Origin of the sequence: Chitinophaga ginsengisoli (assembly GCF_003014595.1) — a bacterium.
Taxonomy (GTDB): Bacteria; Bacteroidota; Bacteroidia; order Chitinophagales; family Chitinophagaceae; genus Chitinophaga; species Chitinophaga ginsengisoli.
Window position 1 is genome coordinate 530,609 of record NZ_PYGK01000003.1, and the last position, 15,824, is coordinate 546,432.

11 protein-coding genes are annotated in these 15,824 nt (G+C 46.7%); 5 read left to right on the forward strand and 6 right to left on the reverse strand.

Annotated elements, in window-relative coordinates; genetic code table 11:
• The first annotated feature begins 155 nt into the window (after window positions 1-155).
• Complete coding sequence (locus CLV42_RS10085) at window positions 156-536, forward strand: transmembrane 220 family protein (protein WP_106601777.1); 381 nt, start codon at window positions 156-158, stop codon at window positions 534-536.
• Between the two features lie 73 nt (window positions 537-609).
• The gene (locus tag CLV42_RS10090) at window positions 610-1,869 is read left to right on the forward strand and encodes a hypothetical protein (RefSeq protein ID WP_106601778.1); all 1,260 of its coding nucleotides are present in this window, start codon (window positions 610-612) and stop codon (window positions 1,867-1,869) included.
• Between the two features lie 336 nt (window positions 1,870-2,205).
• On the opposite strand, the gene CLV42_RS10095 is transcribed toward CLV42_RS10090, so the two are convergent.
• From CLV42_RS10095 to CLV42_RS10120, 6 genes are all read right to left on the reverse strand, one after another.
• A complete protein-coding gene (locus CLV42_RS10095) occupies window positions 2,206-5,622 on the reverse strand; it encodes a ThuA domain-containing protein (RefSeq protein ID WP_106601779.1) in 3,417 nt (1,138 codons plus the stop codon).
• A gap of 73 nt (window positions 5,623-5,695) precedes the next feature.
• On the reverse strand, window positions 5,696-6,541 hold the full coding sequence (locus CLV42_RS10100; protein ID WP_245901583.1) for a ThuA domain-containing protein: 846 nt from the start codon (window positions 6,539-6,541) through the stop codon (window positions 5,696-5,698).
• 11 nt (window positions 6,542-6,552) lie between these two features.
• Complete coding sequence (locus CLV42_RS10105; protein ID WP_106601780.1) at window positions 6,553-7,266, reverse strand: 3-keto-disaccharide hydrolase; 714 nt, start codon at window positions 7,264-7,266, stop codon at window positions 6,553-6,555.
• A gap of 126 nt (window positions 7,267-7,392) precedes the next feature.
• Complete coding sequence (locus CLV42_RS10110) at window positions 7,393-7,806, reverse strand: c-type cytochrome (RefSeq protein ID WP_106601781.1); 414 nt, start codon at window positions 7,804-7,806, stop codon at window positions 7,393-7,395.
• A gap of 238 nt (window positions 7,807-8,044) precedes the next feature.
• Window positions 8,045-9,097: a sugar phosphate isomerase/epimerase family protein gene (locus CLV42_RS10115; protein ID WP_106601782.1), complete on the reverse strand. Its 1,053-nt coding sequence runs from the start codon at window positions 9,095-9,097 to the stop codon at window positions 8,045-8,047.
• Between the two features lie 13 nt (window positions 9,098-9,110).
• Entirely contained in the window at window positions 9,111-10,274 is a 1,164-nt protein-coding gene (locus CLV42_RS10120; RefSeq protein ID WP_106601783.1) for a Gfo/Idh/MocA family protein, read from the reverse strand.
• A gap of 737 nt (window positions 10,275-11,011) precedes the next feature.
• Between CLV42_RS10120 and CLV42_RS10125 the strand changes: the two genes are divergently transcribed.
• From CLV42_RS10125 to CLV42_RS10140, 3 genes are all read left to right on the forward strand, one after another.
• Entirely contained in the window at window positions 11,012-11,758 is a 747-nt protein-coding gene (locus CLV42_RS10125) for a glycosyltransferase family 2 protein (RefSeq protein ID WP_106601784.1), read from the forward strand.
• A gap of 9 nt (window positions 11,759-11,767) precedes the next feature.
• On the forward strand, window positions 11,768-13,453 hold the full coding sequence (locus CLV42_RS10130) for an LIC_10190 family membrane protein (protein ID WP_106601785.1): 1,686 nt from the start codon (window positions 11,768-11,770) through the stop codon (window positions 13,451-13,453).
• Between the two features lie 1,458 nt (window positions 13,454-14,911).
• Complete coding sequence (locus CLV42_RS10140) at window positions 14,912-15,580, forward strand: DUF4253 domain-containing protein (protein WP_106601787.1); 669 nt, start codon at window positions 14,912-14,914, stop codon at window positions 15,578-15,580.
• Window positions 15,581-15,824 lie beyond the last annotated feature (244 nt).

Sequence of the window (15,824 nt, forward strand, 5' to 3'; positions counted from 1 at the left end):
TATCAGGCAGCGGGCGTAAAGGGCGATATGTGAATACGTTCTGTCATGATTCCTTGCGTTTTAAGAGATGAACAATAAAGGAATTCGGATGCAAAGGTATATATTTTCTATATTATATCAACTATCTTCGTTCTATCGCTGATAATTTTTTTTCTATGAAAATATTCAACATCATCTGGGGTATCCTGTTCATCATTTTCGCAGGACTACAATACAATGATCCTGATCCTTATGTATGGGGGCCTATTTACCTGTTTGGTGCAGGATGTTGCCTGCTGGCTGCCCGTGGCCGCTTTTACAGGCGCGCTTATCTCTTCGGCATATTCGTATACCTGGCATATGCAGCCTATCTTTTCTTTGATAAAAACGGTGTGATAGACTGGGCTACTGAGCATCATGGTGAGAACATTGCTGAAACAATGAAAGCAACGAAACCATGGATAGAAGAAACACGTGAGTTCTTCGGATTATTCCTGCTGATCATCGTATTACTGATCAATTATTTCTACGCAGGCAGCCGATTGAAAAAGCGTTAGACGATCCGGTTTATTCTCCCCGGATATCGCAGGGGAAATGCTTATTTTTAGGTAATTCTAATTCCCTTATACTGTGTCATACCCTCACAAACATACGCCGGCTGTTGCCCCTGGTATCCGCACTGCTTCACAGGCATCTGCTAACAACATTGGCACAACCGGCATTGCCAGGCCTGCGGTACAGCCAAAGATCAATCCTGCATTTGGGACGCCGGTTATACAGCCGCTAGCTCAGCGACAACTGCCCAATCATGTAGCGCAGCTCAAATTGAGGATTAAGGACCGGGATACAAAACGTTCAGACCTTAACCTTGTGCTGACCTATATCCAGGCTAAAAAAGACAGATCCGATTTTTACGTCAGGCTTGGAATAAAAAAGCCCAAAGGAAACGCCCCGTATCTATACGCGGCATCTGTATACAGGAAATTACGTAGGGTACATCCTTCAGTACCGAAGATGCTCTCACAACTAAAAAAATGGGCAGCTGAAAAGGGTACCTATAAGTATAATTCCTGGGATGAAGCAGGCGCCGAAGCGTACCGGGTTGCGCATGAAGCCCAGAAAGCGTCGAAACTACATCCGCTCTCCCCTCTCGGCAGTCCGCTCACTGATGAACAGGATGAATATGTAACGCACCTGAACGGTCCCGGGCGGATCGCTGAACATATGAAGACCAATGCCAAATGGAATGAGCTGAAGATACATGGTCAGATAGGCGAATATGGGCATCAGCAACTGCTGACGTCAACAGGCGTACCGTACCGGGATGCTAATGACCTTTTAGGTTATAACATGGCCGGCCTGGATACAATCAGCAATACGCCCACTCCCTTTGGACAGTCAAAAATGCATTTGGGCACCACAGAGTCTCCCGAAGAAATGGTGCGCGTCTATACCGCACATATAAACAGAGCGCCTGAATATGCTAAGATCTTCCTTACCAAGCTATTTGCTGCCACCAATCCAGGTCAGGTAATGCGCGATAAGCTTATAGAGCTTAATAAGACCTGGAAGAATGATGATATTTCCAAGTTAAACAGCTATGGAAGAAAAAAGGAGTGGCGTGTCAAAAAAGGAGAAGAATCACCATTGGAACCAAACTTTGTTGACGGCGAAGTAGAGCAAACCGCTCCGGTGCAACTGATCGTAGATGGCATGATCTTCCCCGTACCCAGTGATGTATATGACCTGATACCGACAAACTTGCTGGGCTGGTTTGAGAGATTACCTTATGACCTCAACTGGTACCGCAAAGTGAAATCACAAATGGAATATAGGTTTAACAAACCACCTAAATCAGAAGAAGATAAAGACCCCACTTACAAGGGGTAGTTAATAACGATAATCATTGTCACCACTGTCTATCACTATGCACACTATGCAAAAGCTCTCAGAAGGCATAAAGTATCAAGCACGTAACCAATAACAGCGACAGCATAAGTAGTACCGGTTTCAGATGGGAATGGCGGGCCTTCGGCTCTCCGGCCATACGACTGGTGCTGCTTAATAGCCCCCCCATTCGCTTGACAACGCCCAATAGCATTCCAGAGAGGCGCCGACCGCCATCCCATACTGAAACCGAAGCTACTTAGCGAGAAAAGAAAACCACTTAGCAATAAAAAAAAGAGAGCCTGTATCAACCAGGCTCTCTTTTTTATCTGACGTCTCTTACTTACTCATCAACTGGAACGAAGATATCCCCAGCCCCGTTTTCTCCGCCGGATCAGCCGCCTTAATCGTCACATGCAAAGTATGACGCTTCGCATCCGCCACCGGTGCAAAAGAGACCAACGCAGCATTAGGCGCCATTCCTTTAGCACCCACGCCAATAGTCGCTTCTCCCAGTTTCGCACCATCCGCTTTATCCAGGAATATTTCCACGATATATCCATGCTGTAATGGCTCCTGTGTGAAATAATTGATGTTGATACCATTGACTGCTGTCAGGTCAAGATCCTTATAATCCGCCCATCCATTACCAGCAGGTATCAGCAGTTTCTTACCATCAAATTCAAATGTAGAAACACCATCTGATTTATCGAATGACGCTGCAGGTATCTTCGGACTTCTCAGTGTGATCGCATCCGTACCTGTAATCGGTTTGATACCAGGACCACCTTTATCTGTATAGCTGGCCATCAGGTAAAACACACCGTTATCTTTTTCCGGTTTACCTGCCGTAGCCTCCACCGTACCGCTTGCAGGTAATGATGGCGCAGCTTTGGTATTACCGCCTAATGACATCACATATTCTACCAGCTGATGTGCCTCTGACTGTGTAAGGGTAGGATGCGCAGACATCGCTGTTTCGCCCCATACACCGCCACCACCTTTGATGATCTTGTCTGCCAAATAATCAGGCGCTTTCGGATCATCTTTGTATTTCTCTGCTACCTGTTTGAAGCTTGGCCCGATGGACTTCTCATCTACCTTATGACAGGTCTTACAATCGCTGGCTTCTGCTATATTCTTACCGGCAATAGCACCCGTAATGATCTGGTGTCCCTGCTGCGGAATACCTGCCTTGTCATTACCCTCCATATAGTCAGCCCTGATATACAGATTAGCAGCATCGATCTTGCCATTGGCAGTAGAACCATCTTCTTTATCATTCACATTCACACTGTAAGCAACCGGCTTCCCAGGGAAATAGAACATCTGGTTACCGGTGATATTCACCTTCACCTCCGGTGTTTCATTACCCGCATACAGCTCTATGCCACTACTACGGGTGCTTGCACCATTACCATCCAGCACTTCTACAGATACAGCATATTCACCCGGTGTAGTAAAGGTCACTTCTGTTTCAGGCTCTTTGGTCTCTTTTTTATTACCATTACCCAGGTACCACACATATGTCAGCTGATCGCCATCCGGATCAGAAGATCCTTTCGCACTCAGTTTCGCTTTAAATGGCAGACCTCCCGACAGCTTATCCGCATGGATCTCTGCTTTAGGTGCACGGTTACCACCGTTATAATCTATACGTGACAGTGCTGCATCTTTGTTCTTGCTGAACCATCCATTACCATATTCCAATAAATAAATGCGGCCATCAGGTCCCATTTCCATATCGATGATGGCATTGAATTTTGTATGCGGCATGAAATCTTCCGTCTTGTACAGGTTGTAATCTTTATCAAAAGTCACCGCTTTGATCCAGCCACGTACCCAGTCGTAGATGAAGAACTTGTTGTTATAATAATCCGGAAGACGTGTTTCCTTCGGATAGAATTCGTTGTAGTACACAGGTCCCGCCATGGCGTTACGGCCACCGCTACCCATTGAAGGGAAGTCAGGCGATTTCGCATAAGGGTACCAGATAAATGCCGGCTGTGCAGGCGGCAGATTCTTGATACCGGTATTGTTGCGGGAATTGTTCACAGGCTTCGCAGGATCAAAAGCAGGACCGCTCTTACCTGTTTCATAGTCATACAGATGATAGGCGTAGTTGTTACCTACAAACATCGGATAACCAAAGTTACCGGGCTTCTTCGCCTGGTTGATCTCGTCATAACCACGTGGACCACGGTTAGGATCGTCGTTGTTAGCATCCGGTCCTACTTCACCCCAGTATACATATCCGTTCTTACGGTCTACTGAAATACGGTAAGGGTTACGTGTACCCATTGCAAAGATCTCAGGACGTGTATTAGGTGTACCTGGTTTGAACAGGTTACCATCAGGAATACTGTAGGTACCATCTGCATTGATCTTTAAACGCAGGATCTTTCCACGCAGGTCGTTGGTATTGGCTGATGTACGGCGACCGTCATACTGCAGGTGTCCCGGACGGTCATCCAGCGGACCATAACCATTGTTCACATATTTCTGTCCAGGTTCGTCAAATGGTGTACTGTTATCGCCTGTAGACAGGTATAACAGGCCTCCGGGGCCAAAGGTGATAGAACCACCTGTATGGCAGCAGATATTACGCTGAGAATATAACTGGAGGATGATCTTTTCTGATGCCGTATCCAGTACATTGTTCTCAAACTTGAAACGGGATAAGCGATTTACAGAAGTATCCGCCGGAGAATAATAGATATAAACATAATGGTTGTTCGCAAAATCAGGATCGGCGCTCAGACCAAGTACCCCTTCTTCTGCATTTACATTAGGCGTTTCTGTTTTATAATATACCCGCAGGAAACCCGCCTGTGTCAGCTGGTGGCTGGTCGGGTTATAGAACATGATCTCTCCCCTGCGCTGTGCCACCAGGATGCTGAGATCCGGCAGGATGGTCATTTCTGTAGGTTCAAAGAACTCACCTGTAATGAGGTTATTTTTAGTAAACCTGTTCTCTTCAGGTACACGCAATGTAGTAGCCTGTGCGTAATCCAGCATGGTATTTTTACCAATAGCGTATTTGATACCACCCAGGATGTGTGCGAGATATTGAGGTTCTGTATAAGATTCGTTGGTATGACCTAACTCTGTATAAAAAGCACGACCTCCGTCAAAATCATGGTACCAGCTGATAGGATGATCAGCACCGTTGGTACCGCCTTCGTAGCTCTTTTCATCTACGGTGATCAACACATGTGTGTTCTTGCTGATCTTCTTAAAATTGTACCATTCGTCAGTATGTTCCCATGTATCAGGTAACGTTGCTGTGGCCAGGAAAGATTTGTCCTTTACCGTCAGTTTGGCCTTATGTGTACCGGCAGGATGATTATCGAAATAAGCGCCTACCAGCTCACCATACCAGCCCCACTCATATTCAGTGTCAGTTGCAGCGTGGATACCCACGAAGCCACCGCCGGCCTGAATATATCTTTCAAAATCTGCTTCCTGGTAATTGTTCAGTACATCTCCAGTGGTATTCAGAAAAATGACTGCTGCATATTTCTGCAGGGAATCTTCATTAAAATTGGCGGCGTTCTCTGTAGTGTCTACTTCAAAACCATTTTCCTTTCCAAGTTTCTGGATAGCCTGTATCCCTGCAGGGATAGAAGCATGCCGGAAACCCGCAGTTTTGGTAAACACCAGTACTCTCGGATTACCGGGCCGGGTTTTCTTCTGGCAGCCGGACATTACTGTTCCCAGTAATACCAGCAGCACCATTACGTACCTGATTTGCATGATATTTTTTATGTTGATTGATAATACGGGATACGGCTACAATGTATGCCGTATCCCGTAATAGGGATTATCTTTATTTTCTTGCTTTAATATTCATCGCGTAGCGCAGGCCTCCTAACACATGCTGCAAGTATACCGGATCGGCATAGGATTCTTTCGTATGGCCTAATTCCGTATAAAAAGCACGGCCTCCTTCAAAATCGTGGTACCAGCTCATTGGATGATTGTCACCATTCTTACCACCTTCATAAGAGCTTTCATCAATTTTGATCAGTACATGTACATCCGGGTTGAGATCTTTAAAGTTATACCACTCATCCCAGCGTGACCATTTCTCCTGCAGGTGACGGGTTGCATCGTTGTTACGATCTACCACCAGCAAAGTAGCCTGTTGTTGTTTCGGATGACTGGTGAACCATGCTCCAGCCAGCTTATTATACCAGGGCCAGTCATATTCAGTATCGGTAGCTGCATGGATACCCATATATCCGCCGCCGTTATGAATATATTTCTCCATCGCTGCCTGTTGCTCATCGTTCAGCACATTGCCGGTGGTATTGAGGAACAATACAGCGGCATAGCGCTTCAGCTCTTTGTCGTTGAACACGCTGGCATCTTCCGTTGTATCCACCGCAAAGCCATTCTCCTGTCCCAGTTTGATCATTGCCAGTTTGGCAACAGGGATACAGTCATGACGGAAACCAGCGGTCTTGGAAAATACCAGTAAGCGGGGCGTTTTTTTGAAGGATGCAGCATAGCTGTCTGTAGAGATCACTAATGCCAGCAGAAGGGCTACAATAAAGCATGGTCCCATCCTGAAGGGGACCATGCTTATTTTACCCGCTTTGTTAGAAGCAAGGTTATAATGTTCTTCCGTATGGAACGAAAGGGTTGTTTTTCTTACGTGGGTCTTATTCATGATATGCGGTATTACAATACGTGAATCTTGATGTTACGGTACCATACCTCATTACCATGATCCTGCAGCGCGATATGCCCTTTTGCATATTCACCGAAGCCTTTCCAGTTTTTGAATTTACTGTTGGCCAGGAGTGTTTTCCACTCTTCGCTGCCCATGGTAGTTTCTACGGTTTTAACACCATTCAGCCAGAAGGTCAGTTTACCATCTTTCTTCAGGATCTTTACCTTGTTCCACTCACCTGTAGGTTTTACGGCATTCTTCTCAGACTTCTTCAGATCGTACAGATCGCCGGAATTATGTTTAGGGAATTTACCGTCAGGATGTTTAGCATCGTCTAACACCTGCATTTCAGGACCAGTCAGGTAAGTAGCTTGAAATTTCGGATCTTCGTGAACACCGAAAATGATACCGCTGTTACCTCCTTCGGAGATTTTCCACTCCAGGGTCAACTCATAATTTTCGTACTCATCGTTGGTCACCAGGTCACCACCGGGAGCACCGTTCTTTTTAGCTTCCTGGTCCAGAGCCAGTGCACCGTCCTGCACTTTCCAGGCAGCACTTGCATCTTTCTGCAGATAAGTGTGCCAGCCTTCGGCATTCTTGCCGTTGAACAATAATTTCCAGCCCGCTTTCTTTTCTTTAGCGGTGAGGGTATTCAGCTCCTGTGCGGATGTAGATAAAGAGATCAGACTGAGTGCCAGAACGGGAATAATGTGCTTCATTGCAAATTGAGTTTTTTTATAGCCGATAGTTGCAATACTGACCCACCGAAGGCGGGACAGGCAACTACCGGCTATATATGATAGTTAATTTTAGAAAGCTGAGAGACCAATATAAAATGCTGTCTGCTATTTCAGCGACAGTACATATTTCACCATTTCCTTAGCATCTTCTTTGGACAGGTCAGCATGAGGCGTCATCGCAACTTCACCCCAGTGACCGCTACCACCGCTGATTACTTTGTTAGCCAGCATTTCGATGTTGGCATCTGTAGCTTCATATTTCTGTGCTACGTCTTTGTAAGCAGGGCCTACCAGCTTCACATCTACTTTATGGCAGGTTTTGCAATCCTTCTGCTCTATCAGAGCAGCTCCTTTAGAGGCTGCAGCTTCAGCAGCACCTGGAGTTACCATAGAGTTATCCGCAGGCGTTTCGCTTGCAGCTTCTTCTTTCTTTTCAGTTTTGTTTTCGCTGCTGCCGCCACCGCAGGAGGCCAGCACTACAGCACATAATACAACCGGCGCCAAAAAACGCATTCTCATTTTACAATCGTTTATAAGTTCCTAAATACAAATTTGACTTCTATAAAAAAGCATACATAAACTACTTCAATAAGTATGCTCAATTACTCTGTGATATTATTCCCAGCTAATGCAGCACCTTTTTACGAACGACCGGAAGGTAATATACTCATCATTATACAAGGGTGTATACATTATGTGATGAGCAGTCCCATGATTCCCCATTCATGATCCGTTATCTGCAGCTGACCGTTTTACCTTACAGCCCTAATACTTTCCTGTTGAGGGCTTCATCAGCTCCCCCACCTGCAAAGTCATCAAATGCTTTTTCGGTAACACGGATAATGTGGTTCTGGATGAACGGCGCACCTTCTTTTGCACCATCTTCCGGATGTTTGATACAGCATTCCCATTCCATCACCGCCCAGCCACTGTAATCGTATTGGGTCAGCTTACTGAAAACACCTTTAAAGTCTACCTGACCATCTCCCAGTGAACGAAAACGTCCCGGACGGTCAATCCATCCCTGGTAACCGCCATATACGCCGGAACGGCCGGTAGGATTGAATTCTGCATCCTTTACATGGAACATTTTTATCTTCTCGTGATAGATATCAATATATTCCAGGTAATCCAGGCATTGCAGCACAAAATGGCTTGGATCATACAACAGGCAGGCGCGGTTGTGATTGCCGGTAGCCTCAAGGAAACGCTCGTAAGAAACACCATCGTGCAGGTCTTCACCCGGATGGATCTCATAACAGAGGTCTACCCCATTGGCGTCAAACTCATTCAGGATGGGCAACCAGCGGTTGGCCAGTTCCTTAAAGCCTGTTTCCACCAGTCCTGCAGGACGTTGTGGCCATGGATATACTGTGTGCCAGAGCAATGCACCGCTGAAAGTAGCATGCGCGTTCAGGCCCAGGTTACGGCTTGCCTTTGCCGCATATTTCAGCTGATTTACTGCCCATTCTGTACGGGCAGCAGCGTTGCCCCTTTTATCTGCAGGCGCAAAACCATCAAACAGTTCATTGTAAGCAGGATGTACTGCCACCAACTGTCCCTGCAAGTGCGTGGACAACTCGGTGATCTCCAAACCAGCCGCATTTACGATCCCTTTGATCTCGTCTGCATAGGTCTTGCTTTCAGCAGCCTTTTGCAGGTCTATCATACGGACATCCCAGGTAGGGATCTGTACGCCTTTAAATCCTAATCCTGCCGCCCATTTACAGATACTCTCCAGGCTATTGAAAGGCGCAGTGTCTCCGAGGAACTGCGCCAGGAAAATTCCAGGTCCTTTTATTGTTTTCATACGTGCCTTTTAATTAGATGTCAAAGGTTGTCCATTTCTCAGTGCTCTGACTGGAACGAACTACATTGTCAATGAACGCCATACCACGGATACCATCGTCTACACCAGGGAAATCGAGTGATTCCGCAGCTGGTGTCTTTCCGTCCAGTTTCGCCTGTAAGGTCTGCGCGAAGTTGCGATACAGGTTACCGAATGCTTCCAGGTATCCCTCAGGATGTCCGCCCGGCGTACGGGTGTTATGAATAGCATAGCTGCTCTGGTAAGCACCATAGTTGCCACCTGCGCGATATATTTCAGCCGGTTTATCCAGCCATTTTACCAGCAGGGTGTTAGGCTCCTGTTGTGCCCATTCCAGACCACCTTTCTCACCATATATTCTGATCTTCAGTGCATTTTCTTCACCTGCAGCAACCTGCGATGCCATCAGCACACCTGCAGCACCATTGTCAAAACGGAGCAATACAGCTCCATCATCATCCAGACCACGGCCTTCTACCATAATGTGCAGGTCAGCGCACAGCTTTTCAATCTTTAAGCCGCTGATATATTCCGCCAGGTTAGCAGCATGGGTACCGATATCACCGAAACATCCGCTTTTACCGGAACGTTTAGGGTCAGTTCTCCAGGCAGCGCCGGCACTATCTTTTTCTGTTGGTCTGCTCAGCCATCCCTGTGGATATTCCACCCATACCTTACGGACCTTGCCAATAACACCTTCAGCCACCATGCGGCGGGCCTGTTTTACCAGGGGATAACCGGTGTAGGTATGTGTCAACAACAGGGTCAGACCAGTCTGTTCTACCTTCGCCTTTAATTGCTTGGCTTCATCGAGATTAAAGGTGATCGGTTTTTCGATCACTACGTTAAAGCCTTTGTCCAGCGCCATCATCGCAGGCTCGAAGTGTGCAAAGTTGGGCGTCACGATGGTGATAAAGTCCAGCTTTTCATCTTCCGGTAATGCAGCCTCTTTTTCCAGCATGGTCTTGTAATCAGTGTACGTGCGGGCAGGGTCCAGGAATAACATCTTTCCAGATTCCAGGGCTGTTTCAGGATTTACACTCAGCGCGCCAGCTTTCAATTCGATCAGTCCATCCATATTGGCAGCAATACGATGGATTGCTCCGATGAAGGCATCCTTACCGCCTCCGATCATTCCCATTCTTAACTTACGGTTCATTGGCAAAACGTTTTATTCTTTATAGGTTTTGAGTTGTCTTCATGACATTTAACGTGGAAGAGCAGGAAAAGAGCTTTTCCGCCGTCTAATATATAAAAAAGTACAGGCAACAATCAATATAATACGCAAAAATGCCATAAGCATGGGGGCATCCCCCGTAGCTCCTGCATGAAAAGTCAGACCTGTACATTTTTAAAATATAAATGGTTGCTGTTGCATAGCACGCTCTGCCACCAGGCTGAGCACAATAAGCCCCAAAAGGGTGCCTGCTTGTAATGGACGTGCTGTACAACTTGCTGGCAAAAACCTTAAATGTAGAAAACTCCTGCCACATTTTTGTGTGATATTTTCAGGAAGATATTAGGTAGAACTACCTACAAAATTGACTACTTTTGTCCTACGAAAGTGTTACAATTGATACTTTTTAGTATACATAAAAGGATTATTCCGGGGCAGCGTAACAGATAACAGAAAGCTAAATAATGGGCTAAAAAACAAATGTTTATAAAAAAAGAAAGAGCCAAATAAGACTATCCGGCTCTTGTTTTACTATCCTATGAAAACCCTAATAATGTAAAGGTAAAGTGTTGTAACAAATGATAGTGTTAAATGGTCGTTAATAAATAAATTTTTTTTCCAAACGAGCTGACCTATTAATATTTTTTTTCTACATACTTTTTTTGCTTCTTTGCACACGTTTACGGCTAAATGGCCGCAGCAACAAGAAAATTGTCATTATGTCACAACTGCTTTCCGTGATCATTCCGGCTTACAATGAAGAGAGGTATATATACGACATCCTTGAAAGGGTGCAGGCTGTAACGCTGGCTGGCGACGTACAAAAAGAACTGGTTGTGGTAGATGATCATTCAAAAGACAACACCGGTGCAGAAGTAGAACGTTTCCGTGCGGCCTATCCGCATGTGCAACTGCAATACGTGCGTCATGAAGTGAACAAAGGTAAAGGCGCTGCCCTGCGTACCGGTATTCAGCAGGCCAGTGGCGACTTCACCATCATCCAGGACGCTGATCTGGAATATAACCCCGAAGAGTATAACCGCCTGTTGAAGCCCATGTTACAAGGCGTAGCTGATGTTGTGTATGGATCCCGTTTCATGGGAGATGGTCCTCACCGTATCCTCTTCTTCTGGCATACCATCGGAAACAAGGTGCTGACCTTCCTTTCTAATGCACTGACCAATCTCAATCTGACAGATATGGAAACCTGCTACAAACTGTTTCGTAGCTCCGTTATCAAACAGATCGATCTGAAGGAAAACCGCTTCGGATTTGAGCCTGAGGTAACAGCCAAGATCAGCCGTGTACCAGGCATTCGTATATACGAAGTAGGTATTGCTTATTATGGCCGTACTTATGCAGAAGGAAAAAAGATCAACTACAAAGACGGTTTCCGTGCCATCTACTGCATCCTGAAGTATAATATCTTCTCGAAGCAGAAAAAAGTTGTACAGCTCAATAAATAATCTAATACCATGTTGTTCCTGTTAGTTAAATTCCTGTATATTATTATACTGTCTTTCCTGTATGGATATACGCTACAGCAATTTTTACATAACAGGATCCTGAAAAACATACCCGCACAACCTCATTTCTCACTCACCACACTCAATGGCTTTTTTGCCATTACTGTTGTCGCTTCCTGCCTGTCTGTTTTCATACCGCTGGCTGGCCTGGCACATAGTATTATACTAGGCGCAGGACTGCTTTGCTATTTGCGCCAGCGAAAAGCTATACATCAACAGGTATCCGATTACGTTGAGCAGGCACGCAGGGCAGGAAGAAGCCGGCAGCTGTTTGCCGGAGCCGCCGTTATATTCGTGCTGTACCTGTCTGCACAACAGCCCTTCACTTATGACGAAGGCCTCTACTACGCACAGTTCATCAAATGGATGCAGCACTATAAAGCGGTACCCGGACTGGCCAATCTGCATGAGCGTTTTGGCTTTAACTCACATTGGCATGTACTCTCAGCTGTGTTCAACTTTTCCTGGCTGAACGGTGTTCCGGATAACCGCCTGAATGGTGTATTGTACCTGCTCACGTTATTATACCTCCTGCCCCGCAAGCAGGACGCTAACTTCATCGCCTTACTGAAAGCAGGTCTGCTGGTGATGATCAATATGCCGCAGTTTGGCGCCTACTACATCATTGCACCCGCCGCCGATACAGCTATTTACTATATCAGCTGCCTGGTGATCGTGAGCTGGCTAGAGAAAAGTGCGGCAGGAGAATTGCCGCTTAGCAGCGCGAATGGTGTGTTTATGCTGCTGGCGCCTGTGTTTCTTTTAACAGTAAAAATATCTTCTATCCCGATATTGATCCTGACGGTCCTGATGTTCTGGCAGGTATTACGTCAGAAAAATTATATGCAGTTACTGCTCCTTTGTGGCATCGCGGTAGTGATAGTGGCGCCCTGGCTTGTCAGAAATGTGATCCTTTCCGGCTACCTGCTTTTCCCTATGGAAATGCCGGACCTCTTTCATACCGGATGGGCAGTACCGACAGCCGTGATACGCTCCACCCGTCTGGATATCACGGTGTTTGCCATTTACCGGGCAGCAGATATTCCCCGTTACTTTTCAGAGAACACGATACAGCATTTCAGTGCATGGTTCCTGCATAGCCTCCGTATATATGACAAACTACTTGTACTGGCGGCGGCTGCGTCTCCAATACTGGTATTCATCCGTCGTAAACAGCTGCCTGCAGGTTTTGTACCCCTATATATCTTTTTATTACTGGGCTGCTGTTTCTGGCTGAAACAGGCGCCGGATCCGCGCTTTGGCTATTGCTATCTGGCGCCGCTGGTGCTACTGACAGCTATATTCTGCTTCCCGAAACTCCAACTACGGCAGGTCTACGTTCCCGTGTTGTGCGTAACATTGCTGTTTCAGGCAGGTACCCTGGTTTTACGGTATCATCTGAATAAAGTGTTTATCAGGGAAAAGATGATCACAGCAGCGCCGTCCAATGGCATCCTGCTAATGCCTGTGCCCTACGCTCCCATGGAAATCATTCAACACAATGCACCGTTTCCGGTGAATACGACACCTAATGGCCTTTGCTGGACCGCCCCTCTCCCCTGTGCTGATAATATACCGGATGGGGTTAAAAGGAGAGGTAATTCCCTGGAAGATGGGTTCGCTCCGGTTGAATAATATTTCTTCGAAGCTTGTTCGAAGCTTGTTCGAACCTTGTTCGACGCTTCGCCGTCGGTAATTTGTCTGGGATTTCGCGTTTTTCCCCGTACCCCTGGGTTGCCGCCGTACCGGGGGGTATGAACCCGTATGGGGGGCCTTGTGGCACAACGTAATCATTCGCAACGGTAGGACTCCGTTAGGAGTCCCATTGTTTGTAGCGCGGGGTGAAACCCCGGGAATCAATGGGTGAAACCCCGCGAATCAATGGGTGCCCCCCGGGAATCAACGGGTGCCCCCCGCGGCGGAACGATGATATGTATGAATGCGAACGTCGTTATGGCACAACGTATCATTCGCAACGGTAGGACTCCGTTAGGAGTCCCATTGTTTGTAGCGCGGGGTGAAACCCCGGGAATCAATGGGTGCCCCCGGGAATCAACGGGTGCCCCCCGCGGCGGAACGATGATATGTATGAATGCGAACGTCGTTATGGCACAACGTATCATTCGCAACGGTAGGACTCCGTTAGGAGTCCCATTGTTTGTAGCGCGGGGTGAAACCCCGGGAATCAATGGGTGCCCCCGGGAATCAACGGGTGCCCCCCGCGGCGGAACGATGATATGTATGAATGCGAACGTCGTTATGGCACAACGTATCATTCGCAACGGTAGGACTCCGTTAGGAGTCCCATTGTTTGTAGCGCGGGGTGAAACCCCGCGAATCAATGGGTGCCCCCCCGGGAATCAACGGGTGCCCCTCGCGGCGGAACGATGATATGTATGAATGCGAACGTCGTTATGGCACAACGTAATCATTCGCAACGGTAGGACTCCGTTAGGAGTCCCATTGTTTGTAGCGCGGGGTGAAACCCCGGGAATCAATGGGTGAAACCCCGGGAATCAACGGGTGCCCCCCGCGGCGGAATGATGATATGTATGAATGATTACATTATATCCCCCGGGAAACGTCCGGTATACGTCCGGTATGCGTCCGGTATACGTCCGGTATACGTCTGGTATACGTCCGGTATACGTCGGAGATGCGTCGGAGATGCGTCGTGTATGTCCCGTGTATACGTCGTGTATAAAGCGTGTATAAAGCGTGTTTAGACCGGCTGACCATTCCAGGTTCATCCGTTGTCATATAACGAGACAAGAGTTGTCCAAAGGTTTCTGTTTCCCGGCGTTATCACTTCCTACGCTACAAACGCCCGGACTAATGTCCCATCAAATTTGCCACCATATGTAGCCTGTGGTCTGGTCCCAAATCCGGGACCAGGTTTCTTCTCTGCTTCTTCTCTCCATCTTCTCTGCTTGTTCTCTCACTATCAAAGCGAGATTAAAGCGATAGTAATACTGAATAAACCAACCGCCGTTCTGTCTGAAATCGTGCAACCGACGCTATGAGGAGTGACAATTCTTCATCAGTCCGCTATACAAACATTTTGTACTTTTATTTAATATTTCAGTAAATCCTATGAGTAGAATCCTATTATCCTTATCACTGGCAACTGTGCTGTGTAGCTGTGGCGTATCCGGTAAACAGAAATTTCCTTCATCAGCAAAAGACTATGCACTGGCAGACGCAATGCACTACGATCACGCAATTATTGACGCACTAAGAGAAACCGTACCTGGCAACATTAACAGATTAAAAGCAACAACAGACGAGGCAATCGACAACACGAAGCTGGGTGATGCCCTGCAATTTGAGTATGAGGTAAATCCGGAAAATGCTGCGTATTATGAGCAGCTCAGGTCATCGTTAAAAAAACAAGGATATCTGCTGTTCAAATCAGAAGAAAACTTTGGCACTACGCCAGATAAATTTGCTGTCCTGAAAAGTAAAGATCAATTCGATATTGTAAAATTCCGGGCCACTACCGGCGCAAACTATAATATCAGTAATGACAGCATCAGGTTAAAACTGCATGAATGGTATACAGAGCAGCCATTTGAAATAACAGGGGCTGATGCAGACTGGGTGGAAGTACACCTGCTTAAAATTACACATCCTACAGCGCAGAGCTTTGCGAAAGAAGTATCCGCTTTCTGTCCGGACCTGATCGAACAGGGAGCCGAAACAGTGGAAAACCTGGCAGCTGAAATGATGCAAACGAAGCGCTTATTCCTTTGGTGGGATTAAATAACAGTATTTTAACATTTGAAGCCGTCCTGCTCAACCGGGGCGGCTTTTTTGCACCGTTTACCTATTTTGACGCCGCTTAAATACCCCGCTCCTGCTGCTTTCTTCCTAAAAATGCGCTCCGGCCTGCCATAATACAGCATTTAGCCTTCACTATGTGCAAATAATTCCTAATTTTACAGGCCTTGCCAAAACCGGGTTTAAAGTCTGACAGCTTGTCATCCGATGCTGCATAAGCACAATA

Bases quoted from the DNA above. Each gene is read 5' to 3' on its own strand.
- CLV42_RS10105 (WP_106601780.1), bottom strand. From the start codon at position 7,266: ATGAAGCACATTATTCCCGTTCTGGCACTCAGTCTGATCTCTTTATCT.
- CLV42_RS10095 (WP_106601779.1), bottom strand. From the start codon at position 5,622: ATGCAAATCAGGTACGTAATGGTGCTGCTGGTATTACTGGGAACAGTA.
- CLV42_RS10115 (WP_106601782.1), bottom strand. From the start codon at position 9,097: ATGAAAACAATAAAAGGACCTGGAATTTTCCTGGCGCAGTTCCTCGGA.
- CLV42_RS10085 (WP_106601777.1), top strand. From the start codon at position 156: ATGAAAATATTCAACATCATCTGGGGTATCCTGTTCATCATTTTCGCA.
- CLV42_RS10130 (WP_106601785.1), top strand. From the start codon at position 11,768: ATGTTGTTCCTGTTAGTTAAATTCCTGTATATTATTATACTGTCTTTC.
- CLV42_RS10125 (WP_106601784.1), top strand. From the start codon at position 11,012: ATGTCACAACTGCTTTCCGTGATCATTCCGGCTTACAATGAAGAGAGG.
- CLV42_RS10120 (WP_106601783.1), bottom strand. From the start codon at position 10,274: ATGAACCGTAAGTTAAGAATGGGAATGATCGGAGGCGGTAAGGATGCC.
- CLV42_RS10110 (WP_106601781.1), bottom strand. From the start codon at position 7,806: ATGAGAATGCGTTTTTTGGCGCCGGTTGTATTATGTGCTGTAGTGCTG.
- CLV42_RS10100 (WP_245901583.1), bottom strand. From the start codon at position 6,541: ATGAATAAGACCCACGTAAGAAAAACAACCCTTTCGTTCCATACGGAA.
- CLV42_RS10140 (WP_106601787.1), top strand. From the start codon at position 14,912: ATGAGTAGAATCCTATTATCCTTATCACTGGCAACTGTGCTGTGTAGC.